The sequence below is a fragment of the Candidimonas nitroreducens genome, assembly GCF_002209565.1.
Classification (GTDB): domain Bacteria; phylum Pseudomonadota; class Gammaproteobacteria; order Burkholderiales; family Burkholderiaceae_B; genus Candidimonas; species Candidimonas nitroreducens.
Map to the genome: position 1 here is coordinate 97,507 of NZ_NJIH01000006.1, position 25,443 is coordinate 122,949.

Annotated in this window: 22 protein-coding genes and 2 CRISPR repeat arrays; of the genes, 6 read left to right on the forward strand and 16 right to left on the reverse strand. The window is 57.9% G+C overall.

All coding sequences use genetic code 11. From position 1 onward, the window contains the following. Positions 1–80 precede the first annotated feature (80 nt). Positions 81–632 (reverse strand): NADPH-dependent FMN reductase, encoded by a 552-nt coding sequence (locus CEY11_RS10700; RefSeq protein WP_088603393.1) that lies wholly within the window; start codon positions 630–632, stop codon positions 81–83. Positions 633–997: 365 nt separating this feature from the next. Here CEY11_RS10700 and CEY11_RS10705 point away from each other — a divergent pair, with 365 nt between their 5' ends. Beyond that, a complete protein-coding gene (locus tag CEY11_RS10705; protein WP_088603394.1) occupies positions 998–1,486 on the forward strand; it encodes a methylated-DNA--[protein]-cysteine S-methyltransferase in 489 nt (162 codons plus the stop codon). A 94-nt stretch (positions 1,487–1,580) separates the two neighbouring features. Here CEY11_RS10705 and CEY11_RS10710 read toward each other — a convergent pair whose 3' ends face one another. The 6 genes from CEY11_RS10710 to CEY11_RS10735 form a co-directional block, all read right to left on the reverse strand. Next, the gene (locus tag CEY11_RS10710) at positions 1,581–2,669 is read right to left on the reverse strand and encodes an amidohydrolase family protein (protein WP_088603395.1); all 1,089 of its coding nucleotides are present in this window, start codon (positions 2,667–2,669) and stop codon (positions 1,581–1,583) included. A 76-nt stretch (positions 2,670–2,745) separates the two neighbouring features. Continuing rightward, positions 2,746–3,723, reverse strand: coding sequence for a fumarylacetoacetate hydrolase family protein (locus CEY11_RS10715; protein ID WP_088603396.1), 978 nt, complete (start codon positions 3,721–3,723; stop codon positions 2,746–2,748). 30 nt (positions 3,724–3,753) lie between these two features. Then, entirely contained in the window at positions 3,754–4,848 is a 1,095-nt protein-coding gene (locus tag CEY11_RS10720) for a Bug family tripartite tricarboxylate transporter substrate binding protein (protein WP_158215278.1), read from the reverse strand. Then, entirely contained in the window at positions 4,802–5,383 is a 582-nt protein-coding gene (locus CEY11_RS10725) for a chromate resistance protein ChrB domain-containing protein (RefSeq protein ID WP_088603398.1), read from the reverse strand. Before CEY11_RS10725 ends, CEY11_RS10720 begins: the two co-directional genes overlap by 47 nt. 76 nt (positions 5,384–5,459) lie before the next feature. Next, the gene (locus CEY11_RS10730) at positions 5,460–6,512 is read right to left on the reverse strand and encodes a Bug family tripartite tricarboxylate transporter substrate binding protein (RefSeq protein ID WP_088603399.1); all 1,053 of its coding nucleotides are present in this window, start codon (positions 6,510–6,512) and stop codon (positions 5,460–5,462) included. 30 nt (positions 6,513–6,542) lie between these two features. Then, entirely contained in the window at positions 6,543–7,511 is a 969-nt protein-coding gene (locus tag CEY11_RS10735) for a cyclase family protein (RefSeq protein WP_088603400.1), read from the reverse strand. A 217-nt stretch (positions 7,512–7,728) separates the two neighbouring features. On the opposite strand from CEY11_RS10735, the gene CEY11_RS10740 reads away from it, so the two are divergent. From CEY11_RS10740 to CEY11_RS10755, 4 genes are all read left to right on the forward strand, one after another. Continuing rightward, a complete protein-coding gene (locus CEY11_RS10740; protein WP_158215279.1) occupies positions 7,729–8,343 on the forward strand; it encodes a TetR/AcrR family transcriptional regulator in 615 nt (204 codons plus the stop codon). 68 nt (positions 8,344–8,411) lie between these two features. Next, complete coding sequence (locus CEY11_RS26075; protein WP_408608119.1) at positions 8,412–8,543, forward strand: MGMT family protein; 132 nt, start codon at positions 8,412–8,414, stop codon at positions 8,541–8,543. 165 nt (positions 8,544–8,708) lie between these two features. Further along, positions 8,709–9,023, forward strand: a complete 315-nt coding sequence (locus tag CEY11_RS10750; protein WP_088603403.1) for an ArsR/SmtB family transcription factor — start codon at positions 8,709–8,711, stop codon at positions 9,021–9,023. Positions 9,024–9,123: 100 nt separating this feature from the next. Continuing rightward, complete coding sequence (locus CEY11_RS10755) at positions 9,124–9,651, forward strand: rhodanese family protein (RefSeq protein ID WP_088603404.1); 528 nt, start codon at positions 9,124–9,126, stop codon at positions 9,649–9,651. Positions 9,652–9,785: 134 nt separating this feature from the next. Here CEY11_RS10755 and CEY11_RS10760 read toward each other — a convergent pair whose 3' ends face one another. From CEY11_RS10760 to CEY11_RS10800, 9 genes are all read right to left on the reverse strand, one after another. Next, positions 9,786–10,400, reverse strand: a complete 615-nt coding sequence (locus CEY11_RS10760; RefSeq protein ID WP_088603405.1) for a 2OG-Fe(II) oxygenase — start codon at positions 10,398–10,400, stop codon at positions 9,786–9,788. 253 nt (positions 10,401–10,653) lie between these two features. Next, a CRISPR array of direct repeats spans positions 10,654–11,477; the repeat unit is 28 nt; unit sequence GGTTCATCCCTACGCACGTAGGGAACAG. A gap of 84 nt (positions 11,478–11,561) precedes the next feature. Continuing rightward, positions 11,562–11,864, reverse strand: coding sequence for a type I-E CRISPR-associated endoribonuclease Cas2e (cas2e, locus tag CEY11_RS10765; protein ID WP_088603406.1), 303 nt, complete (start codon positions 11,862–11,864; stop codon positions 11,562–11,564). Continuing rightward, positions 11,864–12,751 carry a type I-E CRISPR-associated endonuclease Cas1e gene (gene cas1e, locus CEY11_RS10770; RefSeq protein WP_088603407.1) on the reverse strand — a complete coding sequence of 296 codons (888 nt, stop codon included), beginning with the start codon at positions 12,749–12,751 and terminating at the stop codon, positions 11,864–11,866. Before cas1e ends, cas2e begins: the two co-directional genes overlap by 1 nt. A 26-nt stretch (positions 12,752–12,777) precedes the next feature. Continuing rightward, positions 12,778–13,386: a type I-E CRISPR-associated protein Cas6/Cse3/CasE gene (gene cas6e / locus CEY11_RS10775; RefSeq protein WP_088603408.1), complete on the reverse strand. Its 609-nt coding sequence runs from the start codon at positions 13,384–13,386 to the stop codon at positions 12,778–12,780. A gap of 2 nt (positions 13,387–13,388) precedes the next feature. Continuing rightward, on the reverse strand, positions 13,389–14,048 hold the full coding sequence (gene cas5e / locus CEY11_RS10780) for a type I-E CRISPR-associated protein Cas5/CasD (protein WP_332888365.1): 660 nt from the start codon (positions 14,046–14,048) through the stop codon (positions 13,389–13,391). Beyond that, positions 14,045–15,241 (reverse strand): type I-E CRISPR-associated protein Cas7/Cse4/CasC, encoded by a 1,197-nt coding sequence (gene cas7e, locus CEY11_RS10785; RefSeq protein WP_233154830.1) that lies wholly within the window; start codon positions 15,239–15,241, stop codon positions 14,045–14,047. The genes cas5e and cas7e overlap by 4 nt, the downstream gene beginning before the upstream one ends. Before the next feature lie 30 nt (positions 15,242–15,271). Continuing rightward, a complete protein-coding gene (gene casB, locus CEY11_RS10790) occupies positions 15,272–15,844 on the reverse strand; it encodes a type I-E CRISPR-associated protein Cse2/CasB (RefSeq protein ID WP_088603409.1) in 573 nt (190 codons plus the stop codon). Next, positions 15,837–17,405: a type I-E CRISPR-associated protein Cse1/CasA gene (gene casA / locus CEY11_RS10795; RefSeq protein WP_158215280.1), complete on the reverse strand. Its 1,569-nt coding sequence runs from the start codon at positions 17,403–17,405 to the stop codon at positions 15,837–15,839. The genes casB and casA overlap by 8 nt, the downstream gene beginning before the upstream one ends. A gap of 281 nt (positions 17,406–17,686) precedes the next feature. Beyond that, positions 17,687–20,380, reverse strand: coding sequence for a CRISPR-associated helicase/endonuclease Cas3 (locus tag CEY11_RS10800; RefSeq protein ID WP_088603411.1), 2,694 nt, complete (start codon positions 20,378–20,380; stop codon positions 17,687–17,689). Between the two features lie 233 nt (positions 20,381–20,613). Continuing rightward, positions 20,614–22,411: direct repeats of the CRISPR family, unit length 29 nt; unit sequence CGGTTCATCTCCGCATACGCGGAGAACAC. 321 nt (positions 22,412–22,732) lie between these two features. Here CEY11_RS10800 and mutS point away from each other — a divergent pair. Further along, positions 22,733–25,387, forward strand: a complete 2,655-nt coding sequence (gene mutS, locus CEY11_RS10805) for a DNA mismatch repair protein MutS (RefSeq protein ID WP_408608113.1) — start codon at positions 22,733–22,735, stop codon at positions 25,385–25,387. Positions 25,388–25,443 lie beyond the last annotated feature (56 nt).

A 25,443-nucleotide genomic window follows, 5' to 3' on the forward strand; every position in this document is an offset into this window, starting at 1 on the left:
GGGCCGGCGCTCCGATCGGGCGCCGGCCCCGGCGAAATGGCTGCGCGGCAGGCCGCCAGGCGGCCGCTACCGGCGTGGCCTTAATTGTTCTTCTTGACCCACGCCACATAGGCGTCCATCCAGCCCTGCAGGAACTTGCGCGTGTCCACATTGCCGATATCGCCGGCGGCATCGAAAAAGCCCTCTTTCGCCTGCAGGAACACCTCGGGCTGATTCAGCGTCGGCATGTCGAGGTAGGCCGCCACATTGCGCAAATGCTGCTGCGCCAGCGACGTACCGATAGCCCCGATCGAAATCCCCAGTATCCCGGCCGGCTTGCCGGCAAAGGCGCTTTGGCCATAGGGCCGCGAAGCATTGTCGATTGCGTTCTTGAGCACACCCGGGATCGAACGGTTGTATTCCGCCGTAACGAATATCACGCCCTGGGCGTCCTTGATGCGGCCCTTGAAATGCTTGACCGACTCGGCCTGGTTCGCGTCATTGTCCTGGTTGTACAGCGGCAAACCGCCGATATCCAGTTCCTCAAAAGAGAAATCGGCCGGCCCCAGCTTTTCCAGCGCGTGCGCCAGCTTGCGGTTGAACGAATCCTTGCGTAGGCTGCCGACGATAACGGCTATGCGGTATTGGCTCATGGTGGATCCTTTACAAAAGTACAGCACAACAAAATAGCAAAACTGCCCGGATGTTCCCCGCTCTTTTTTACGCTATGTTGCCACAATCGAATGGACTGCGCCCTACCCGGCCTGGCCATCGCACAGAAAAGCGGATATTTCAGGAGCCATAAGATCGGACATCCCTATTTGCCCGCAACGTACACAGTCCGAATCCCGGAAAGGCAAGCGGGCATTTCACGAACTATAAGACTGGACGCTTCTATTTGTTCTAATTTTTCCGGGCAACGGCCGATGATCCATCGCACATGAATTCAAGCGCAAGGATCGGAGTGCGTCCAGGGCTCCGGCCGCAGTACAAAGACTTGAAACGCAAGGAGCCTTCCATGACCCACATCTTCAAGACCATCGACTCCCCTGTCGGCAAACTCACCCTGGTGGCTAGCGGCCCGAAACTGGCCGCCATCCTGTGGGAACACGACAAACCCGGCCGCGTACGCCTGGGGCCCATGCAAGAATCGCCGCAAGAGCCGATACTGCTGGAAGCCGCAAGGCAGCTGCAGGAATACTTCGCCGGCACCAGAACACACTTTGAACTCGAACTGGAATTTGCCGGCACCGAGTTCCAGAAAAACGTCTGGCAGGCGCTGCTGGACATCCCCTACGGCCAGACCCGCAGCTACGCCCAGATCGCCGCGCAGATAGGCCGCCCCAAGGCCGTACGCGCCGTCGGCGCCGCCAACGGCAGGAACCCGCTATCCATCGTCGCCCCTTGCCATCGCGTAATCGGCAAATCAGGCGAACTTACCGGCTACGCCGGCGGCCTGCAGGCCAAGGAACTGTTGCTGGCGCTGGAAAACGGGCCCCGGACGTAGTCGCGATACCAAGGCCAGGCAGGCCGGGGGCGCGATTGCATAAATAGCGCCGCCCGGGGACAAAGGCCGAGGAAGCCTCGGCCCAGGCCGCGACTCAGTCCTTGGGCGCCCGCAACCGAAGCAGCGCGGCCGCGTTCGCGCCGCGAATCTTTATCTTTTCTTCTTCGGTGATCCGCAGTTGATCAATGGCGCCGACAGGGTCGTCGTCACCCATATCATACGGATAATCGGTGCCGAGCACTACATGATCCGGCCCCCATTGTTCCACGAGCGCCTCCAGCTGCCCGCGGTCGAAGGCGATGGTATCGAAGAACATCTTCTTCAGGTATTCGCGCGGAAGCTTGGAGGCATGCCGCCGGCAATCGGGCCTGGCGCAATATGCATGGTCGAAGCGGCCAGGGTAGGCTCCCAGATAGCCGCCGGCGTGAGGTAGGCAGATATTCAGGCCCGGCACCTTGTCGAGCACACCGTCGAAAATCAGATGGGCGACCGCCACCGTCGTATCCAGCGGGTTCCCGATCAGGTTATTCAGATAATGCTTCGATAACCTTGCCCCGTCCGTGTATCCGTTCGGATGCAGGAACATGACCATCTGCGCCTCTTCCATCCGGCGGTAGAGTTTATGGAACTTCTCGGACGCAAGCTCTTCGCCATTGATGTTGGTGGAAAACTGGATCCCCTTGAAGCCAAGCTGTATGCATCGTTCCAGTTCGCCCTGCGAGGCAAGCGGATCTTGCATGGGCAGCGTGCCGACGCCAACAATCCTGCCTGACTCATGAGCGGCCATGTCGGCGATGTTGTCGTTGACGATGCGCGCCAGCTCCGCTCCGAGTTCGGGCTCGGTCCAGTGAAAATACTGGAACGGCGAGGTCGACACCACCTGGATGTCGACCCCCATGTAATCCATGTCCGCCAGCCGCTGCTCGAGGCTGCTCATTTTTGGAGCCGTGATCTTTGCGTGACTGGCGGACACGGCTTTTGTGTCCTGCGACGAGAAGAAGACAAAGGGGTCGTCTTTGGGCCGCGGAGGCGTGCCGGCGAGTTTCGCGGCCTTTTCCGAAACGACGTGGCAGTGCACATCGATGTGAAGCTGGCCCGCGCTTCCGCGCTGTCTCCGGATCGGAGTGATGTCGGTCAGCGCATCCTGGTAAGCAGGATCGGAGGAACCACATTTGAAAAGCATAATGACCTTCGTAAGCTGGAAATGCGAAAAGGTATGACGGGCAGCCCCGCGATGCGGGGCAATACGGGGATTCCCGTCAGAGCGACGCCGTGCCGTCGCCGAGTTTCGCGTCCGGCCGGTTGCGCTTCACGACCGCGTGATGTGTCGCGTCGCTTCCAAGATAGACCCCCCGATCCCACTTGCGCTTGAGCGGGTCGACGACTTTGAGTTCCATGGCGCCGATGCCCTGGATCTGTATCTTCACGGTTTCGCCGTCCTGGATGAATCCCAGGCCTTCGTGATTGGTTCCGCAAGAAATGACGTCGCCCGAATTGAGGGTCATGATCATGCTGGCCATTTCGATCAGCTCGGGCACCGGATGCTCCATGTCGTCCGTACTGTAGTTATGGCGCAATTCGCCGTCGTTCCACAATTGGACATGGAGGTCGTTGGGCTCTTCGATTTCATCCGCCGTCACGATGCAGGGGCCCATCGGCGCGAACGTGTCGAACGACTTGCCGATCCAGCTGGTGCCTATGGTGGTCTTCCACGTCACGCGGCCTTCTCCCCGTGCCGACACGTCGATGGTGCAGGTATAGCCGAAGACAGCCTTGCGCCATTCGGCACGGGAAACACTCTTGACCGGCCCCTTGATCACCACGCCCAGTTCCGCCTCATGCATGAAGGCCCAAGGCTCCGTCGTCTCGGGCAATCGGATCGTGTCGCCGGGCCCGATAACGGCATCCGGATTTTTCAGGAATATGTTCAAGGGCCTGGCCTCGCGCTGCGCATGCTCCCAGTAGTTGCCCATGGCATTGATCAGCTTGCGGGGCCTGGGCAGGGGCGGGTGCAGCTTGATCAATTCCATCGGTAGTCGCGCCGCGCAGCTGGCCAGCGCCTCGATGGCGGGACGCCGCTCTTCGAAGCTGTCGATAAGCGCCTCCATCGTGAGTTGCGGCGTACTGAGTATCTGCACGGCGGGCGAAATGTCGACGACCGAGTCTTCCAGCATGACGCCAGGCTTGACAGGAGCATTACCGCTTCCGGCTGCTATAGAAAACAAAACCAGTTTCATTTTTATTTCGCCTCCATTGACAGAAATAACTTACTTGGCATACAGGTTATATTTCTTGACAAGCGCGCCAAAGGCCAACTTGTCTAAAGCTATGGTCTTGGCAAGCTCCTCCGGCCCGCCGGTGTCCACCTGAGCGCCGATCGAGTCGACCCAATGGCGCATGGGCTCTTCGGCCATGACATCCCGGATCATGCCGCTGAGCGCCTGCAACGATGCAACGGGAATACCGGCACGGGCAAGCATACCTATCCACAGCGAGCCATCCACGCCCGGCATGAACTCGCTTACCGTCGGCACATCGGGGATTTGCTGGATTCTGCGTTTGCCGAACTGGGCAATGATCCTTATTTTGCCAGCCTTCATTAAAGGCAAAGCCTGGTTGAATTCCACGACCGTCATTTGCACCACATTGGACAGAAGCGCTTGCATCGCCGGCATGCCTCCCTTGAACGGAACCTGCAGAATATCCAGGCCCGCGCCATCGGCGAGTTGCGCTATCAGCATTTCCGCGTTGGTTCCCTTGCCGGCATTGCCCGCCGCAAACTTGGACGGATCCTTCTTGACCAAGGCCAGCAGTTCCGGCAACGTTTTTGCCGGAACCGACGAATTGGCAATCAGAACCAGTGTGGATTGCGTGATGCCGGTGACGGGCGCCAGATCGGACAAATTGAAAGGCGCCGGCCTGACGATAAGTGTCGGAACCACCAGTGTCCCGGTGGTCGCCATGAGTACGGTATTGCCGTCGCTCGGGAATTGCAAGACGGTATTGACACCGATGACGCCCATCGCACCCGGCCGATTATCGACGATGACCGCCCTCCCCGACCGCGCGGTGATCCGCTGAGCAATCTTGCGGGCCAGCGTATCGATCGGCCCTCCCGGGCTTGCGGGGACGACGATACGAAGCGGCGCCGTGGCGCCCCCAAACTCCCGCTTCGGCTGCGCACTGGCCGCCAATGCCCACGCCCCTTGCAGGGCCAGCAGCGCGCCACTTGCGACGAAGCGCCTGCGGGCGCCGTCCAACGGCCGTGGGGATACCGCTTCCTCGGCGTCGACTTGGTTACGCTTCGAGATTGACTTAGACTCCATTCGAGCCTCCTGCCCGTGAATGAGAAAACACGCCATGCGTTGCCAGCAACCGGCGGAGAAACTGTGTGGGATAAGTCGGCCCGCGCCCTTCCTGTTCGGGGATCCGCTCGTTACCCGCTTCGACCAACCCATGCGCTCTTCGCTGTGCATACAAAGCGTCATAAATGGGCAGCGCGGCATCGACGATGTCGTCGTCGGAAGAATGCAATAGCTGGAGCCCCTCGCACACCGCGAGCAGGCCTAGCGAAAGCAGGCCGCACTCGTCATCCGGCTGTGGCGATGTCCTGTGCAATGCATAGGCCACACCGGCGTCGATGATCCGACTCAACTCGGCCAGCGTCGGATCGGGCAACTCATATTCCGCGAGAATCTTGGAAAAAGTGGCGCCATGGGCATCGTGCGGCCCGAGCGCCGTCCCCGGGATGGAGAACGGAATAGCGTCGGGTGCGCGTGTATGTTCGCTACCCCATGGAACGAAAGTAAAAGTGGCGGCGGGATCGATAAAACGCTTGATCAGCCATGCGCAGGCCACCCGATCGAAATGCAAAAAATCTCTTGTCACCCATCTCATGATACTTGTCTCTTTTTTATCGAAGAAAATGCCACCGGCGCATGAGTTCCGCCCGAAAACATGGCTACGCGGGGAATCAGCCCGCTTTCAGGCCCAAACGTTTGATTTCGCTTTGCCCCCGCCCGACTTCAGCCTGCACGAACGACTTGTAGGCGGCCGGACTGAGCAACGAGAACTGCGCGCCCAGCTCGGTCAGCTTGCTTTGCATATCGGGACGATTCAAGGCCGTGCCCACCGCCTGGTTGATCTGGGCAACCAGGGCGGGCGGCATCGCAGACGGCCCGAAGAGGCCGACCCAGAGCGATGGCGAGAACTCGTGCAAGCCGGCTTCGGCAAAGGTGGGCACACCGGCAAGCATCTGGCTCCGGTGCTCTCCGGCAACTCCGTATACCTTGAGCTGGCCGGCCCGCTGGTGCGGGCTCGACTGCACGACGGAATCGAAGGCGAGCGCCACTTCTTTCGTCAGCACCGCCTGCAGCGCGGGTGCTGCACCGCGATAGGGCACGTGGACTATATTCAGCCCGGCGATCGACTTAAATTCCTCCATCGCGAGGTGGGCAACGCTGCCGATGCCGGGAGATGCGTACGAATAGCGGCCGGGACTGCGCTTGACAAGTTCAATCAGGCCCGCGATGTCGTTCGCCGGCAGCGATGTCGCGCCGATCAGGCACAGCGGCATCCATGCAACATTGACGATCGGCACCAAATCCCGGAAAGGATCGAAAGTCGGTTTGGAATACAGCATCGGTGCGATCATGCCGCTGTTCGATCCCATCAGCAGGGTCTGCCCATCCGGTTGAGAACGGGCTACCTTCGCGCCTCCGAGCATGCCGGTGGCTCCCGCGAGATTCTCGACGATCACCGGCTTCCGCCAGATTTCCGTCAGGCTCTTCGATAGGAGCCGAGCCAGAATATCGGACGCTCCGCCGGGCGGCACAGGCACAATAATCTTCACAGGCGCGGCAGAAAACGCCCGCGCCATGGCATCGGGCCAGTTCCATGCGAGCAACGCGGCGGCGGACGCAAGAAACCGACGTTTGCCGGTGGAACCGATGGAGTCTTGTCGAGCGGCAAGCCGCCGCCCCGCCGGCGGCTTGCCGCCGGGCTTCATTTCGACGTTCTTAGCCATGAACTGTCTCCTTTTCTATTGCCATTGCTATTACTTGATAGCCATGGGGTTGATCGGGGAGCCGACCGCACGCGTAATGGGCAGGGGCGGCGCAACGAACATGAATTCATAGATGCCGTCCTGCGCGCAGTCCTCGGCCAGGTCTTTCAGGAAGAAGATTTCACCCATGGTGATCCCGATCTTGGGAATCACCACCCAGTGCCAGGGTTGCGTGCAGTCGTCCGTTTCATTCGGGCGAACCTCGCAACCCCAAGTGTCCGTACAAATTGCCGCAATCTCTTTCTGGTGGATCCATTCCGCCGTATCAAAGGAAAGGCCGGGCGCCGAACCACCCGCATAGCCTCCCCATTCCTTTTCCTCCAGGCAGCGTTCCATGTGCCCCGTGCGCACGATTACGAAATCGCCGCGGCGCACCTGTACACCTTGCCATTTAGCCGTGAGGTCGAGATCCTCGATGGTGATCGCCTCGCCATCATCGAGCGACGACCGGCCGAGATATCTCGCCACATCAAGAAGTACGCCGCGGCCGACCATGCGATCCTTGACCTTTTCGATCCCGTTCCTTTGCGCGCCGCCGGCATCCACCAGCCGCGCATCATAGCCGTTCCACATTTTGTCGTCATAGAAGATATGCCCGAGCGCATCCCACTGCGTTCCGCACTGCAGCGGCATAGAAACCGCGTCGTCCGCGAACCGCAATCCCCCCGAATCCTGGTTGCCGACCACCGCATCCGTGCCCGTCGCAAGCATCACGTGGATGGGGTTGTAGCGATTGCCCCAGAGGCCTTTTTGCGGCCCCTCGCGATCGAAATTCAATCCCAGCGAGAAGACCTTGCCCTTGCGGACGAGGCCAGCGGCTCCGATCACTGCCTCAGCCCCAATGAAGTTCAGCGTGCCCATTTCGTCGTCGGGGCCCCATCGGCCCCAATTGCTGCATCGCTCGGCCACCTCGCGCAGATGTGCCATCTTGAACTTGTCTTGGTCAAATCGCTTGGTCATGAGTCTTCCTGGCATAAATATTATTAATTGAGCATTTGCTCATCATATAGAGGTGTGGGAGAATCTGTCAATACAGAATGTTCCTGTTCTCCATCCAGCCTTCCATTTGAATATGCCATCAACCAGTTCGCGATCACGAACACCCTCGTCCAAGCAAACCGAGCCGGTTGCAGCGACGACGATACGCAGGCGGCTACGCCCCGACGAGCGGCAGGCAATGATCCTGGATGGCGCGATCCGGTACTTCGCCGAAGCCGGCTTTCATGGGCAGACACGCGAACTCGCCTCACGCCTGGGCATCACCAATTCGTTGCTGTTCCGCTATTTCCCCACCAAGGACGACTTGGTGGAGCAGGTCTACCAGCAGGTCTATGTCGGCCGCTGGCAAGCCGATTGGGAACACCTGCTGCTCGATGATTCACAAACTCTTCGAAACCGCCTGCGCGGTTTCTACAAGAGCTATCTTTCAGTGATCTACTCGTACGAGTGGGTACGCATCTTCTTCTTTGCGGGTCTGCGCGGCGTCAACATCAAAAGCCGCTACCTGAAACTGCTCGAGGTGCGCGTGATAGAGCCGATCTGCATCGCCATTCGGCGCGAGTACCGCTTGGCGGATCCCGCAACCGTCCCGCTCTCTTCGCTCGAGCGCGATGCGGTGTGGGGATTGCAAGGCCAAGTACTCTACATCTGCGTGCGCCGCTTCGTGTACGACCAGGACATACGTGACCCGGAACAGATCATGGATGCAGCAATCGACGTATTCCTGGCCGGTATCGCCCAAGTGGCGCGAAAGGCGATCAGCCGATCCCAGGCTGCCGCACGCGGTTCCTGAACCCGGGCGTCGCTCAATATCTATCGGCTCAACGCCTAGCCTTCGATCAGATCCGCAGCTACGCCCGGATCGGTCGCCCCAAGGCCATGCACGCCGCTCGCGCCGCCAATGGCGGGGATCCTCTTCCCACCGTGGCACCCTGCCGCCGTGTGGCAGACAAGTCAGGCGCACCTACCGGATACGCTGGCGGGTCGGGATGAAGGACGGAGTAGTTGCTGGGGTTGGAAGGCAATCTCGGCGCTCAATGAAGGATGGGTAGATAGGTACAGGCGCAGAAATTAGATGTCCCTCTAATAAAAAAAGATTAGAATATTCTAAATTAGCAGAATCTAATTTTTTTGGCACATTTCGTCCCACCTAAAGACATGGCACAGAAGAAAAATAAAGACCGGCAGTTCTACATAGAGGGAGCCGCCAAGGCCACTGCGATGCTGCGGGCAGTCGGCAACGAGCACCGCCTACTGGTGCTTTGCCTGCTGATCGAGCATGAAGAATTGACCGTGGGTGAACTACTCGCACAGATCGCCCTCAGCCAATCCGCGCTGTCGCAGCATCTGGCGAAGATGCGCGAAGAAGGACTGGTGACATACCGGCGGGAATCCCAGACCCTGCACTACCGTATCGACAACCCGGACGTCGCCAAACTCGTTGCCACGCTCAAGTCCATCTTCTGCCCATGACCCGCCATCCGGCCGCCCACTTCTTCATTTAGTCAGCCTCGTCCAGGCATATAGCCCTACATTTCCAGATACCGATCAACTATCCCCGGAGCACGAATCCATGTCGCTGAAATCCATTACCCCCGAAGCGGCGCAAGCCCTGCTGGATCAGGGCGCCGTGCTCGTCGACATCCGCGGCGCCGACGAATACGCCCGCGAACGTATCGGCAAGGCCCGCCATATTCCCATGCAGCAGCTGGCCGGCGGCGCCCAGCGACTGGACGGCGCCACGGCCGTCATCTTCCATTGCCGCTCCGGCGCCCGCACGCGCGCCAATGCGCAAGCGCTACAGGCTTGCGCCAAGTGCGATGCCTACATGCTGGAAGGCGGCCTGGACGCATGGAAAAAAGCAGGGCTGCCGCTGGAAATCGACAAGTCCAGGCCACTGGAACTGCAGCGCCAGGTTCAGATCGCCGCCGGTTCAATAGTCTTGCTCGGTGCAATCCTGGGCGCCGTGGCCTCGCCCTGGTTTCACCTGCTATCGGCGTTTGTCGGCGCCGGGCTGGTGTTCGCAGGCATTTCAGGGTTCTGCGGCATGGCGCGCGTGCTGACGAAGATGCCGTGGAATCGAGAGGCCAGGATCGGATAAGCAGGCATCGCACCTCTCGATCTTGCGTCGCAGTCCCGCGTCGCCGTCCCCTTTCAGCCTCAATAGCCAAAAGGGGCTATGGAACGACCGATGGCCGAAGGCGTACGCGCAGCAAGGCCATCAAACGAACCGCCTCAGGCACGTATCAAATCGTCGGTGCGCATCCAGCCGGTAAGGCTCCATCGAGTCGCCCGGCTCGGCAACACCTCATGCGGCATATAACCGCTGACAAAAACCGCCAAACGCCCGCCCAGCGGCGCAAAACGCCCAATCTCGGCATCGATGTTATACGGGTCATACAGGCACAACTCACCCCCATTCGCCTCATCCCAATCGGAATTCAGATAGAACACGATGGAGATTTTTCGATAGTTGGTGCCCCGATGCTGGTCGATATGCTTCTTGTAGCCAGCCCCATCGTCGTAGCGAGCGAAGTGAAACTCGTGCCTGCGCAGCCCCATGTCATAGCTCTTGTTCAGCGCTTCACGCAGCCCTGTCATCCACTCGAAAAACGGATGCTGCGCCAGCGCCGAATCCGGCTCCACCCAGCAAATGGCATCCCCGCGAACCGCCGGCTGGCGCGCATCATTGGCGCCACGCCCGATCTCCCCGCCCGAGAACTCTCCCGCAACCCATAGCCGCTGCGCTTGCTCCAGCAGGCTGGCGTGCCAAGCGCCGGGTACAGCGGTATCCGATACCGCCCAACCCTGTTTGTTCAGCAGATAAAGGATCTCGTCAAAATCGCTCATGGGGTGTCTCGTTGCAGGATTGCTTGCCTATTTGTTGAGCCAGGGATTTTACTTCGGAGGAGAAGGTGCCGGATACTAATGCGTCAGGTGCTTCTCCATGACAACGTTTCAATCATCGGTTTTTCCTCTCAACATTAAATCTGGGGCCAAGCCACTGACGATACATCTCCAGTTCTACTCTAGACACATAATGCCGGGATAGGCTGCTGCACCGACCGCTGATATTGGGACGAGCCCAACAATGCATTCCATTGATCCATCCCTACGCACGTAGGGAACAGTTTGGTGATGCTATGCAGGCTGTTGGCTCTGCCGGTTCATCCCTACGCACGTAGGGAACAGGTCTGACGCGATTTTGCGATGGCTGAAGATGCCGGTTCATCCCTACGCACGTAGGGAACAGGGGCTGTCGGGCGCCAAGACGATGGAGCGCTCGGGTTCATCCCTACGCACGTAGGGAACAGAAAAGGTGGGAAGTTCTCCGCCGCCCTGACCCACGGTTCATCCCTACGCACGTAGGGAACAGTTCTCGAACTGCCAGAATTGTTTTTGTTCTGTCGGTTCATCCCTACGCACGTAGGGAACAGGGCAGCCCCAGCCCGAATCGCTGCAAGCAGCGAGGTTCATCCCTACGCACGTAGGGAACAGGCGTCCGATCTTGATGACCGCCTTGGCACCGTCGGTTCATCCCTACGCACGTAGGGAACAGATAGGGTATGGCGCCATGCTCCATCCACGCCCGCAGGTTCATCCCTACGCACGTAGGGAACAGTGGATATCGGCAAAACCGCCAATCCGCTGACGCGGTTCATCCCTACGCACGTAGGGAACAGGAATGCCGCTGAGGCGTCTGTGGTTCGTTTGGCGGTTCATCCCTACGCACGTAGGGAACAGCTACGGTACGCCGAACATGCTTGTGTCCGGTGCGGTTCATCCCTACGCACGTAGGGAACAGACACCGGCACGAATGTCCGAAGGCATCAACAACGGTTCATCCCTACGCACGTAGGGAACAGCCTCGTGATGATGGCCCGGATGCACATTCTGACGGTTCATCCCTACGCACGTAGGGAACAGACTTAATTTAACCTATTGTTTTTACTATATTAAATAGGCGCTAAAGATTCTACCAATTATTTTGTTAAAGGGCTTCTTTTCTAATCACCCGGTTTCATGGCCATCCAAGGGATGAAACGCGACGAGGCGAAGGCCATCGAAGTCAATAGGCATGCGCCGGCTAGGCCCCAAAGTCTGGAATTCATAGCCAGACTCGTTGTTGCTAGCCCACGCCATTACAACGCTGCCATTTTCATGCCCTTCAGCCAGTTGCTCCCAAACCATCTCGCGCGTCCGTTTGGACACATCTCCGATATATACCCCCGCCCTCACCTCCAGCAGCCAGATGGCAATACGCCCACGCAATCGGGGAGGAACATTTTCCGTCACCACTGTCAGGAAACTCATTACTGTGTCCTATGCCCCGCCTCACCAATAGTTTCTGGATTGGGAATCGCCGGAGGGACTGACTCTATGGGTGCCTCTGGTGGAGAGATGCCTCCCTCCGCCAGGACTTCTTCTATAGTTGGAATTATCTTTTCAAGTATCTTGCTGGTTCTGAATAAATCACGACAAGCCAAACGAACCTCGCGTTCGGGTTCCACAGGAGACTTTGCCGCGACACGAAAGGCTAGCGGAACAACCGTCTCGAACTTGAATAGATCAGCAATGTCGTAAACAAAGGAAAGAGGCTTGCCGGTATGGATAAACCCAATGGCTGGGGCATACCCCGCTGCCAGAATAGCGGCCTCGGAAATACCATAGAGGCATGCGGTTGCAGCGGAGAGGCAACGATTGGGAATATCTGCCGCATCCCATTGATGACGGTCATAATTGCGACTTTGCCATTGGACACCATACTGCCTGGCCAGTTGCTTGTATATTTCACGCACCCTCGCGCCTTCAATCCCGCGAAGCTGTTCCACACTTCTTCTTGCCGGCGCGGGCTCTTGAAATCGGAACTCGTACATCTTGCGTACGACTTTCAGGCGCAAATCGTCGTCCAGAGCCAATTTTGCCTGGTACAAGAGCCGATCTGCCCGCGCTCCACCCGGCTGCCCACTTGCGTATAAGCGTACCCCCGCTTCTCCTACCCAGACCAGCAACGAGCCAACCAACGACGCCAAATGAATGGCCGCATGCGATATCCGAGTGCCAGGCTCCAGCATAATGCAGGCCACCGAGCCTACAGGGATATGCGTACGTATACCGTTCTGGTCTATAACGACAAAGGCGCCATCCTTGATATCGATCTGTCCATATTGAACGAACACCATAGACACGCGATCTTTCATCGGTAGTGGCTTCAATGGAGGCAGCATCAGTAGGGCGCCAAACTCAAGAGACCACAACCAAACGCCTTACCCGGGCCAACTCCCGCACGAACAGCCTGCTGCAACGCAGACCTGTCTGTAACCTGCAAAATGCCATCAAAACATGCTCGGCGCAAACTAATTCGTATTTTCTCTTTTCTGCTATGCTGCACGTCACTACCTGTCACCAATCCTGCCTTAATGACGAAGCCAGCCCGCTCAGCTTGACGACCTAACCAAGCAAGTTGCGCGTCCTCCGTCACCAACCCCCACCGCTTACCCAACCGGGCGACAGTCGGATTAGCCAATAGTCGAAAGCGGAATGTCTTATGATTCGCGCACATCACCTCTAGATCAAACTGTCGGGTCTCGACGCTAGCCCCGCCCGCTAAAGCCTCCTCCACTGCACCCCAGCATCCGGAAGACTCCGACTGAATCAAGACAACGGGTCGGCGGCCGGACAAACCGGGATCCAGCCGCCACAGGAAGCGGTCAATCTTATCCCCTTCCTCGGCAACGAACGCACGGCTCAATGTTCGATGCATATCATATGAATTTCCCAAGTCTCTGCGGACAGCAGATACACTCAAATCAAGCGACAGTCGAGCGAGATACATGTTCACCCCCCTCGAAGTTCAGCAACGGTGGTAGTTCTAACGAATCGTGGCCCGAAACGCCGCATCGCAAAAGGGGCAATCGGCTGATCCAGGCGCACAGAGCCAGCTGCGGCGTCCTCCAGCAAGACCCGCTTATCTTCCGATATCGATGCTCCTGAAACCAGATCAGGCCAGCGGGACAAAGCAGGCTCTAACTCATGACCAACGATGCCATCGGACAAGCAGACCGGCACCGACGGTAGGCACGCTTTGCGCCCCAGGCATAAGGGCCATACGGGACGCAGGCAGGCTGACTGGATGCATTCCAGCAGGGCCGCATCAGCGCCTTGCAAGCCCACCAGAAATACCGCATCAGCCAAGTAAAATCGGGGGCTGACCACTGTACGATCTCGCTGCACTTTACCGTCCGCGGCAATCGCAACTCCCGTCGCCGTTTGAAAGTCACGCATGAGCAGGCCCTCCTGATCCACTCGAACGCCCATTCTGAGAGCCGCTAAGTCATCGATCAACTCATGACGATCACGCCCCAATGCAGCGCACACAAGGCCCAGGACACCCGATTTGGACGGTTCTAGTTGCGTCTCACGCTCATCGAACCGACTGCTCGTCCCCCAAGACTGTAGCGGCCCCTGCAGTCTAAGCAACAAGGTCGCCACGCTCACCCTCCAAAGGATCCGTTGACTAATTCAGACGCCTGTTGCGCTAGCGCCGACACAGAAGAGCACAGCACACCTTTGTCTTCTGGCCAACGCCCAGTGAGGTCAAGCCCCAGCCAGCGATCCTGAGGATCACCATAAGCAGCAGACTGTTTTCCCTCGTACTGCATCAAGGCAGCCACTGACAATGCCGTCAACGAATCGTCATTTCGCCGAGTTGAGATCGGTTTCTGAAAGGCATTAGCTAGGCTCAGGGGTGTACCATGGCGCAAACAAATTCCGACAAATTCCGGGGCATTGTGTGCAGCAAAGCTATTCTGCTTACCCGTAGGGATTGCCCGGACTACCGCTTGTGTATAGGCATGAATCGCTGCCAGCAGCAACTCACGATCCCCTTGAAGATTATTGAGCAGCTTTCCAACATCGAGCACCGCGTAGCGATATAAGGTAGCTGAATTGAATTCCACCTGCCCTATCATTCCTGCACCGGCATCTTCATACGCCACTTCATCCACTGCAGTGAAGTAGTCGAACTCACGCTCCACCTGATGCGTACTAATCGCATGAGCTACTTGGCATGAAGCATCCTGGTTGACTGCGGGCAAGTCGGCCAGCATTCGACCGAACAAGGCCACATCGACCGCTTTGGCGCCATCGAAAATTGCTTTGGCCTGTTTTTGTAGTTCAGCAGGTATGCTAGCTTTGGCATCCTTCTTCGACTTTTTCGCCGCTTCTTTAGCCGGATTGGCATCCGCGGAATCGGCAGCAACGCCTAGCACATCCCAGTGCCTCTCAATCAGCTCGGCCATGGCAGCGATCTCTCCAGCCCCCAAAAACAAGAGGTACTGCGTAGAATCGTCTTTCAGCGTCAAGCCCACAGCCGCCAAAGCAGCTCCGATCCGGACGCTTGCCTCTTGCTCATCACGCCCCACTAGCTTCTCCAGCAATAATTTTTTCAGCCGCTTGGTACGAATCCCCTGATTTTCAGCAGGCAAGAGCTCATTGATACGCACATATTCACGCACCGCTCGCTTCTGACACTGGCTACTTATCCGGGCGCGACGATACCCGCCGAACATGGCATCTTTAGGCGCCCCCGTATCGTCCCGATTGAGGTTAGACGGCGCAAAGTTCTGGATAACGTGAAACTCGAGAAATTGACTCATGGCTGCACTCACCCCTTCGATTGGATTCTGCATCACTGACTGCGCTCCTATGAGAGCTGTCGACTATTCATCAACGGAGACAGCAACTTGATAAAACTGACGTGCCCACTTCTGACGAATGCGGTCAAGCCCATCGGAGCCCGCAAACGGGTTCATCCATATGCAGAGATCATCCGTCAAAGCGGCGTAATCACACCCACCGTTCTCCGCAGCAAGCAGCGTTGTCAGTTGCCGCAAATACTGCCCTACGTTCTCCGACTGAGATCCCAACAGGGCCATCAAGCGGGACTCCACACCATCGGCCGAACCGCCTTGGCCAATTCTTTTATGGGCAAGATGCGCCAAGCTGCGGGCAAACGGCTGATCGCACTGTATGGGGTTCAAGGCATACAACCCGGCCGCCAAGTAATACGCTCGCCGACGGGCATCCCGATAGGGTTGTTCACTTCCCATAAAAGGCTCTACATAGGGAAATGCCCTGGGATAGGTGCCTGGATCAAATGACAGACTACGCCGCAGGGCCGCCATCGCCCCCCTATCACGTGGTCGAACACCCTTACCAGGAACTGTTTCTCCAACGGGCTCGCCATTTAGACGCTGCAAATGACGAACGAAGCTCCGTGCATGCTCACTCATGAACCCTCCCCTGTTGATCCACACCAGGGCTCACAGGCGCAAAGTCCCGAAGCTGCCGCCGGATAGCACTGAAGAAATACGGCGCCTGCCGAGCCTGCTCCCGCAACGCGTTCGGCGTGAAGCCCTGGTTTTTTTGCAAAACATTCCACATATGCTGTCCTGTCTGCCGCAGGGTATTTCCCCAGGTCGTCCGGGCCTCATCTACGAACCCTTCTTGCAACAAACGCAGCACTCTCGGCAGAGAACGCTCCACAGTTGAAAAGAAGCCAGCGGCATATTGCCCTACATCAAAACGCTGACGGGCGACAGCCTGACGTTCACGTGGCTCACCTTTGGGCATGGCATTGCCGATCAAACGTACGGCTACCGACCGTAATGCACCATATAAGGCATCCGCAACCTGCACAAAATCAAGAAAATCCCGGACATCGGCTTCGCTCAGCAGCAATTTCTCAGGCAAGATAATTTGTTCAAGACGCCAACGCAGCAGCTTGGCCTGATCGCTGGCCAAGCCGGCCACCCATACAGGCTGATAGGGGTTACCCATCGGGGCTTCCGCACGCAAGGTTGCGGCATATTCGAGTACGGAGGGTGCCTTACCGCCCTCTGCACCAACCGCCGGAAGTAATGCTGGTAGGTCACGCCACAACGCACGACCCCCAGTAAAGGTCAGGCGAACCAAACCCAGGGCGCCTTTCCGATACGCCGCCATAGGATCAGGTGCTTGGACATCCTCATCTAAAGCCACGCCCGCCCCAAAACGCAGCCAGCGAACCAAGCCATCGGGCTCGCGCAACAAAAGAACCGAGCGGGACACGTGCGTATAGCGATCATTAGGCCCCGTTGCCAATGTTGGGGCTGCGGCCAGGTCTTTGGTGGTAAGTGCGAGCCTTTCCCAGCAAGGAAGATCGTCGATGGCCCGATCCACGGCAGGAGCATGCAAATTCAGACATAAGGTCTGCCATAACATCGGGCCCACGGGAATGACGGCCGCGGTATTGGCCAACGGCCCTGCCTTATCTGAAGAACGAAAAACCTTAACCAGCCCGCCGGGAACAAAAGACTGATATTCCAGCAGCAAATTGACCGCATCTGCAGGGGTAATGGTTGTTGGCATCAGATCGCAGGCATGATCAAACACGATGGGGGTGTTACCGCTGGCGCTGGCTAGATCGATCTGCGTCCACGGCTTTACCTTGTCACGGGTTTCCTCTGCCTGCGACAAAACTGCGACCTGCATGAACGGAAAATCGGGGTCGAAGAGATTGAACCGCGAACGCCATTTTTCTAGATACAAGACAATCGCATCCGCTGGCAGGCCATCCCGATGCCAATTGAAACGATCGCGGACAGTCCAGCGCCCGGATGAACAGCTCAAGGCTCGATGCACGATGGCCAACAACAGCCGTATGACGCCCACCATAGTCGGCGGCCTGGAACAGGCCAAAGCAGCGATGTCTGATTGACGTCGAAACACATCCAACAGGCCAAGGCTGACAACCTCGCCCGAAGTCAACCGCACTGGAATCCAGCGCTGCTCCAAGAGACTGAAGTGATCCAATGCCAAACCTCCCAATGGAAGTACTGCTCGCCATAAGGAACAATACATTCATTATCGACGCTCAATGCTCCTCTGGCAGAAAGACTGTATCACACTTATAAAGCTTAGTTGTTGGGGAAAAAAATTACTAAATTATTCTTGAATTAAAATACATCAAATTATTTCAAAATCGATATGGCTACGTCGATATACTGCGTATACCCTATTTGGGCCCCCTTATTTCATAGGGATGAACCGCTTAGGTGTTGGGAAGTCATCTCACCTACAGCTTGTTCCCCACATTAGTGGGGATGACTAGGACTCAAGTCATATATGAGCCCCAACTTTTCGTCGAAGCACACACGTAGCCCCGAAACAATACAACTCCCTTCGCGCAACAGTAGGGGATACATATCACGCAACCATGGATGTTCCACAAAACAGGCTGGCGCTTCCTGCTCTCGAAAGCTCTCCACCAATTCTCTACGAGATACCTTGATCTGGCGTGCATACAGCATTCGGGCAACGTCGTCACCCAACACCGTGGACGAATCAAAACACTGACCATCCTGGCCAATGCGCCAACCAGCGAGCGTTTCCCACAGTGGAATCAGAGTGACAGACTCGGGGCCAAGTCGAGTTTTTGCTTCGATCCCCCTTCCCTGGCCAGCCTCATGGCCTTGCAAACGATCGGCATAAGCACTGGCTGGATCCTCGCGCGGATCCAGTGCCACATTTTTTGCCAGCTGGCGTTGATACTGAAGCTCGCCGAGATGCTCACCAAGAAGCTTGTCTTCCGCTCGCTCACTGAGTAGGAGATTCCAGTCATCAGGAAGCGACTCTGCCATGTCGTATACCGATTGAACATATCGATCAATGTCCAAGGGCAATTGCAAAACCGGCTGCTCTTTCAAAAACTCCCAAGTTCTCAAAAGAATCAAAGGGTCATAAACATACATCCACTTGGTTTCTTTGAGTTCTGGGAGGCGATCTCGCACCAGACCCGCTACCCGTAAACAGACAAACTCATGCTGTTTAGGCCGGGCGCGAGCATGCCGGTGCAAGCGCCCGGCACGCTGCAACAACAGATCGATCGGCGCCAAGTCGCTGAACATGAAATCAAAGTCCAGATCTAGACTCTGCTCAACAACCTGTGTGGCAACCAACAAGGCCTGCTGTGGGCGCTGGCCATTCACACCAAAAAGATTCAGTACCTGCTGCTCAATCGATACTCGTTGACTGGCAGGGAACCTCGCATGAAACAACATCAAAGTTACTTGGCCGAAACACCTCTCCGACAGTATTTGATATAAGGCTTGGGCACGATCCACTGTATTGACAATGATTGCTCCGCAGCCACCGTCCTGCAGAAGACTCAGACCCTCAACAGCAATCGCTTCCAAATCTTCCGGAACAGACGCCAAATATAAAGAGAAGCTGCGCTGCGCTTCAAACTCGCGGCTCTGGATGCCGCTTTCATCCGCCAGAGTGACACATGGATAACTTCGTACGGGAACTTCCACCTGATTGTTGTCGCACCATGCGGCCAAAAACTCTCGCTTACGCCTAGCTGGCAAAGTAGCGCTCATCAAGATGACTGAGCTTCCCAACTCCCGAAGCCAGCGCAGCAAAGTGACGATCAAATCAGAGGTATACGTGTCATATGCATGAACCTCATCAAAAATAACAACCCGATTTGCCAGCCCCCATAAACGAACGAAATGATGTTTCACCGGTAACGCCGCATATAGTGCCTGATCAACGGTACCGACTCCATACGGCGACAGCAGGGGCCGCCTGCGCTGCCCAAACCACGCAGAGGCTGACAAACTTTCGGCGGCAGAATCATCGACCCCCTGTGTACGTTGTATATCTACCAAACGTAGATGCGCCAAATCGTCATTTAGAAATGCCCCACCGTGTGCCAATTGAACATCTATATGCCGCTCGGCAAAGGCTTCCAGAAATTTCAATGTCCTCTCGAACATGGCGTTGCCTGTTGCCTGGGTCGGCATTGCAACATACACACCACGATGCTGATTTTGTCGTTGTAAGCGTAACGCTGCCAAAAAGGCTAACTCCGTCTTGCCCTCACCCATTGGGGCCTCGATAATCAACAGCGACGAACCGCGCGACTGTTGCAATAACTGATCGCCAACAATCTGAAGCGGTCTTGGTGAAATATTCTTTCGACCCGTTATACGCTCCAGTAAGCGATCAAGCGACTGGTCGTCAGCCAATAACGGCTGAAAATCCGACCAACCTATTTCTTTCAACGCCAGCCGGGCAAGCTCATGCGAATATTGAAAATAGGCACCCAGATCATCTTTACGCTCGCCTAGCGGAAACCATTCTGGGTTGGAGGCAATCCAATCCACGGCACTCGTCAAGCCTGCCAGCCAGTTGATGAAGGCGAATGACAGCGTATCAACACTGGGGTGCCGAACCGGCGCCAGCACTGAAAAGTAGGTATCCAGCAACGACTGTCGGGCTTGCTCCCAAGAAGCGGGTTCGCGGAGCGGTGTACTGCTATTGATCTCTTGCTGTAAAAAATGCCACCCGTGGTGCGCGCTAACAGCCCTCACAGAAGTCGATAACCAACCTCCCGCCAAAGGCCATATTCCGAAGAGCGGCCTCCCAAGCAATGCGGCTGTCGCACACGAATGCCTGTCCACTCGGCACGCAGAGGCCGGAAACTGAAACCCGGCTTGCTCATCTGCACGCATTCCTTGAGGCCATTTGGCCTGGAAACCAGGGATCGCCTTACCAAAATCATGCAAACCGACCATACAAGCCAACCAACGTAGTGCCTCATCAGGCAACATACCCAATTGGCCAGATACCCACAGCATCGTCGAAGGAGGCTCCAAAGCCAAAAGAGATTCAGTGGTCGCTGCAACATCCAGCATATGAGCCAACAAACCATGCCCGCCAGACTCACCGCTCTTCGCCCAAAGCGTGCGAACTTGAGTTGCAAGCTCTGAAAAGTAAAGCATGCGTGGCCTCCTCAATTCGGCATCTTCTAAGAATGAATAATCGCAATATATTTCCATACAAATAGGAGAAGCAACCTCACGCCATCGCATGGCCTACCCAACGGTAGCATCTATACCAACGTCGCCAACGCAGCTCAGGGCGTCGACATCCTGCCTACCGAACCGTACATAAGGTGATCTTTCCGCCATACGGAGAACACGAACATGATGTTCGAAGAAGATGAGGTAGCTTACAGTTCACCTCCGCATACGCGGAGAACACGAGAAATGGCGCACCTTGGCCATGCCAAACGCCGGTTCATCTCCGCATACGCGGAGAACACACGGCGGGAAGTGATCCATGGGCGACCTGGAGCGGTTCATCTCCGCATACGCGGAGAACGCTGATGACCAGTCGGAGAAACACTCCAAACAACCGGTTCATCTCCGCATACGCGGAGAACACCAGGGCCCCAGCTCGAGTTCGCCCGGGGCCGGCGGTTCATCTCCGCATACGCGGAGAACACCGGGGAAACGACTGCATGCCCTTGATGGGGATCGGTTCATCTCCGCATACGCGGAGAACACGATGAGCTCATGACCTACGCCACCGTCCTCGACGGTTCATCTCCGCATACGCGGAGAACACGCCTTAAGCGAATCAATAGTCGGGCCTAACGTCGGTTCATCTCCGCATACGCGGAGAACACCCGGATACCGATCATCGAGATTGAGTGCCATGCGGTTCATCTCCGCATACACGGAGAACACGCTGGCAGCCCTGTCACCCGCTGATCTGCGTGCGGTTCATCTCCGCATACGCGGAGAACACCGTTGGGTGTCATTTTTCCGGCGTCCACGGCGCGGTTCATCTCCGCATACGCGGAGAACACGCAGGGCACTGGGGATTTCAAGACGGATTCAGCGGTTCATCTCCGCATACGCGGAGAACACCGATCGCGGCCGCGGCGATCGGTTCGACCTGCCGGTTCATCTCCGCATACGCGGAGAACACATTCGGCCCCAGGTATCGGAATCCTCATCCGTCGGTTCATCTCCGCATACGCGGAGAACACCACCCCCGCAGACGAGTTAGCTGAACGATGGGCGGTTCATCTCCGCATACGCGGAGAACACACGCATGCTTCATAGCTGAGGATATTGTGGATCGGTTCATCTCCGCATACGCGGAGAACACGCGAACAAGATCACCGACGAATCCTGGTACTACGGTTCATCTCCGCATACGCGGAGAACACCTCTATGGCCGCCGGCTATGCGGGGCTGGACAAGGTTCATCTCCGCATACGCGGAGAACACATCCAACAAGGACACAATCGTGGCAGTAGTATCGGTTCATCTCCGCATACGCGGAGAACACGCCCGGGCCATGCGCCGGCCGTCCGACCTCGGCGGTTCATCTCCGCATACGCGGAGAACACAGGTAGATAGTCACGAACTCCATACCCAGGATCGGTTCATCTCCGCATACGCGGAGAACACGTGGCATACATCCTTCATGCGACGCTCTGGCACGGTTCATCTCCGCATACGCGGAGAACACCAACTGGTGACGATCGATGCGGAATCAAGCGTCGGTTCATCTCCGCATACGCGGAGAACACACATCATGTCATTCCACATTGAAAAACCTCTGTGGTTCATCTCCGCATACGCGGAGAACACGCGGTGAGCTTAGGAAGGGTGATTTCCGAAACCGGTTCATCTCCGCATACGCGGAGAACACACCATCGGAGCGGAAAAGAGAATGGGACGTTCCGGTTCATCTCCGCATACGCGGAGAACACGTATGCTCAGCCGTCCGGAGAAGGTGGGTATCCGGTTCATCTCCGCATACGCGGAGAACACCATAGACATCTGAAAAGAATCACCTGGAAGCACGGTTCATCTCCGCATACGCGGAGAACACACGAGCATGTTCGGCGTACCGTAGATATCAAACGGTTCATCTCCGCATACGCGGAGAACACGTCCTGATGCCAGGTTGCAGCGTCCGGAGTATCGGTTCATCTCCGCATACGCGGAGAACACTCTAAACATAAACCATTGATCTAACTAAAAAAAATAAGCATACAAAATTCTACCGATTTTTTTGTTAAAGAACAGCCGCCTAATGTCACAGGAAAAAAGCCCCTCGGCTTTCCTATGGCACATTCACAATGATATCTTTAGCAAAACGACTAGGCTACTTACAACAACTACCTTGGCACACCGATCCCGCATCGGACAATGATACTGCCTTACCCATACCAATCGGTACACCCTCTATTCGAAAAAGGCCTCCTGCGCCCACCCTCGCCATGAACGATAATACTGTCTGCTTCACCAATTTACACACATAGATTCCCCCGCATGGCCACCCCTGACCTTTCCAACCACACCCCCATGATGCAGCAGTACCTCAAGCTGAAGGCGCAAGCCGGCTCGTACTTGCTGTTCTATCGCATGGGCGATTTCTACGAGATGTTCTACGACGATGCGCAGCGCGGGGCGAAGCTGCTGAATCTGACGCTGACCAAGCGCGGTACGTCCAACGGGGCGCCGATACCGATGGCGGGGGTGCCGGTGCATGCGATGGAGCAATACCTGGCGCGGCTGGTGGCGCTGGGGGAATCGGTGGCGATTTGCGAGCAGATCGGCGACCCGGCGGCGAGCAAGGGGCCGGTGGAGCGCAAGATCGTGCGCATTGTGACGCCGGGCACGCTGACGGACGAGGCGCTGCTGCCGGCCAAGGCCGACCGGATGATCGCCGCGGTGCACGTGGCGCGGCACAACAAGACGCTGCGCGCGGGGCTGGCCTGGATGAATCTGGCTAATGGCGAGTTCAAGGCGACCGAGTGCGCCGCGGATATGCTGGATTCGGAACTGCACCGCGTGGCTCCGGCGGAACTGGTGTGCGGCGAAAGCCAGCGCACGGCCGCGGCGGGCGACGCCGACGGCATGGCGGTCAGCACGATTCCGGATTGGCATTTTGAGCTGGACGGCGCGCGCCAGGCGCTGCAGCAGCATTTCGGCGTAGATACGCTGGACGGCTTCGATCTGGCAGGAATGCCGCTGGCGACCAGCGCGGCGGGGGCGCTGCTGCGTTATGTCAGCCGCACGCAGTCGCAAACGCTGTCGCATGTGCAGTCCATTAGCGCGGATCGCGCCGGAGCGTATGTGGTGCTGGATCCGGTCACGCGCAAGAATCTGGAGCTGACCGAGACGCTGAGCGGCGAGGAAAGTCCGACGCTGTTGTCGACGCTGGATCATTGCGAAACGCCGATGGGCAGCCGATTGCTGCGCCGCTGGCTGCATAATCCGCTGCGCGACAATGCGGCCGTGCTGCAGCGCCAGGAGGCGATCCGTGCGCTGCTGGCGGCCCCGGGCCCCGAGGCGGCGCTGGAAGCCGACCCGCCGTTGGACGCGCTGCGCCGCCAGCTGAATCGCTATCCGGATATCGAACGCATTGCCACGCGGGTGGCGCTGCGCTCGGTGCGCCCGCGCGAGCTGGCCAGCCTGCGCGATGCGCTGGGCGAGCTGCCGGCGCTGGCCGAGACGGTGCGCGATGCCTTCGCGCCCGTGGGCAAGCTGCAGCAGTTTGCGGCACAAATGCAGCTGGCTCCGGCATTGCATGCTCTGCTGCAGCAGGCTATTGCCGCCGAGCCGGCGCTGCTGGTGCGCGACGGCGGGGTAATCGCGCCGGGCTACGACGCGCAGCTCGACGAACTGCGCCAGTTGGCCAGCGACAATGGCGAATTCCTGGTCGAGCTCGAGGCGCGCGAGCGCGCCCGCACGGGCATCGGCAATCTGCGCGTGGAATTCAATCGCGTGCACGGTTTCTATATAGAGGTATCGCGCGGCCAGGCCGATAAGGTGCCGGACGACTATCGTCGGCGCCAGACGCTGAAGAATGCCGAGCGCTACATCACGCCCGAGCTCAAGAGCTGGGAAGACAAGGTGCTGTCGGCCAAGGACCGCAGCCTGGCGCGGGAAAAGGCGCTGTTCGACGAGCTGCTGGATCAGTTGGCTCCCACGGTGCCGGCGCTGTCGCAATGCGCGGCGGCGCTGGCCGAACTGGACGTGCTGGCGGCGCTGGCGGAACACGCGCGGCAGAATGAATGGGCGGCGCCGGAACTGTGCGAGGCCAGCGAGATCGCTATCGAGGCGGGCCGCCATCCTGTGGTGGAGCGCAGCATCGAGCGCTTTACGCCGAACGACTGTGAACTAGGCCCGCAGCGGCGCATGCTGTTGATCACCGGCCCGAACATGGGCGGCAAGTCCACGTATATGCGCCAGGTGGCGCTGATCGTGCTGCTGGCGCGCACGGGCAGTTTCGTGCCCGCCGCCAGCGCGCGCATCGGCCAGATAGATCGCATTTTCACGCGCATCGGCGCGGCCGACGATCTGGCCGGAGGCCGCTCCACCTTCATGATGGAGATGACCGAGGCGGCCGCGATCCTGGCCGCCAGCACGCCGCAGAGCCTGGTGCTGATGGACGAGATCGGGCGCGGCACGTCGACTTACGATGGCCTGGCGCTGGCCTGGTCGATCGCCCATCGGCTACTGACCCACAACCAGGCGCTGACGCTGTTCGCCACGCATTATTTCGAGATCACGCGCCTGCCGGGCGAGGCCCCGTACGCGGCCAATATCCACCTGGCGGCGGCGGAATCGCCCTCGGGCATTGTGTTCCTGCACCAGGTGCAGCCGGGCCCAGCCAGCCGCAGCTACGGAATCCAGGTGGCGCAGCGCGCCGGCATCCCGCCGGCGGTGATACGCCGCGCCAGCCAGGAACTGAGCCGGCTGGAGGCACGCGGCGCCCCCACCCCGCAGCTGGATCTGTTCGCCGCGGCGGCCTCGCAGGAACAGGGCGAGGAATCGTCCGAGGCCGATACGTCGGGGCAGGAACAGCGGGAACCGGCCGCCGATGCGCTCAGGACAGAGCTGACCGCCATCGACCCCGACCAGCTCACGCCGCGTGAAGCGCTGGACGCGCTCTATCGCCTGCGCAATGAGTATCTGTGATTCGGGACATAGAATCCGACATGCTTCCGACACGGCCTGACACACCCCTCGCATGG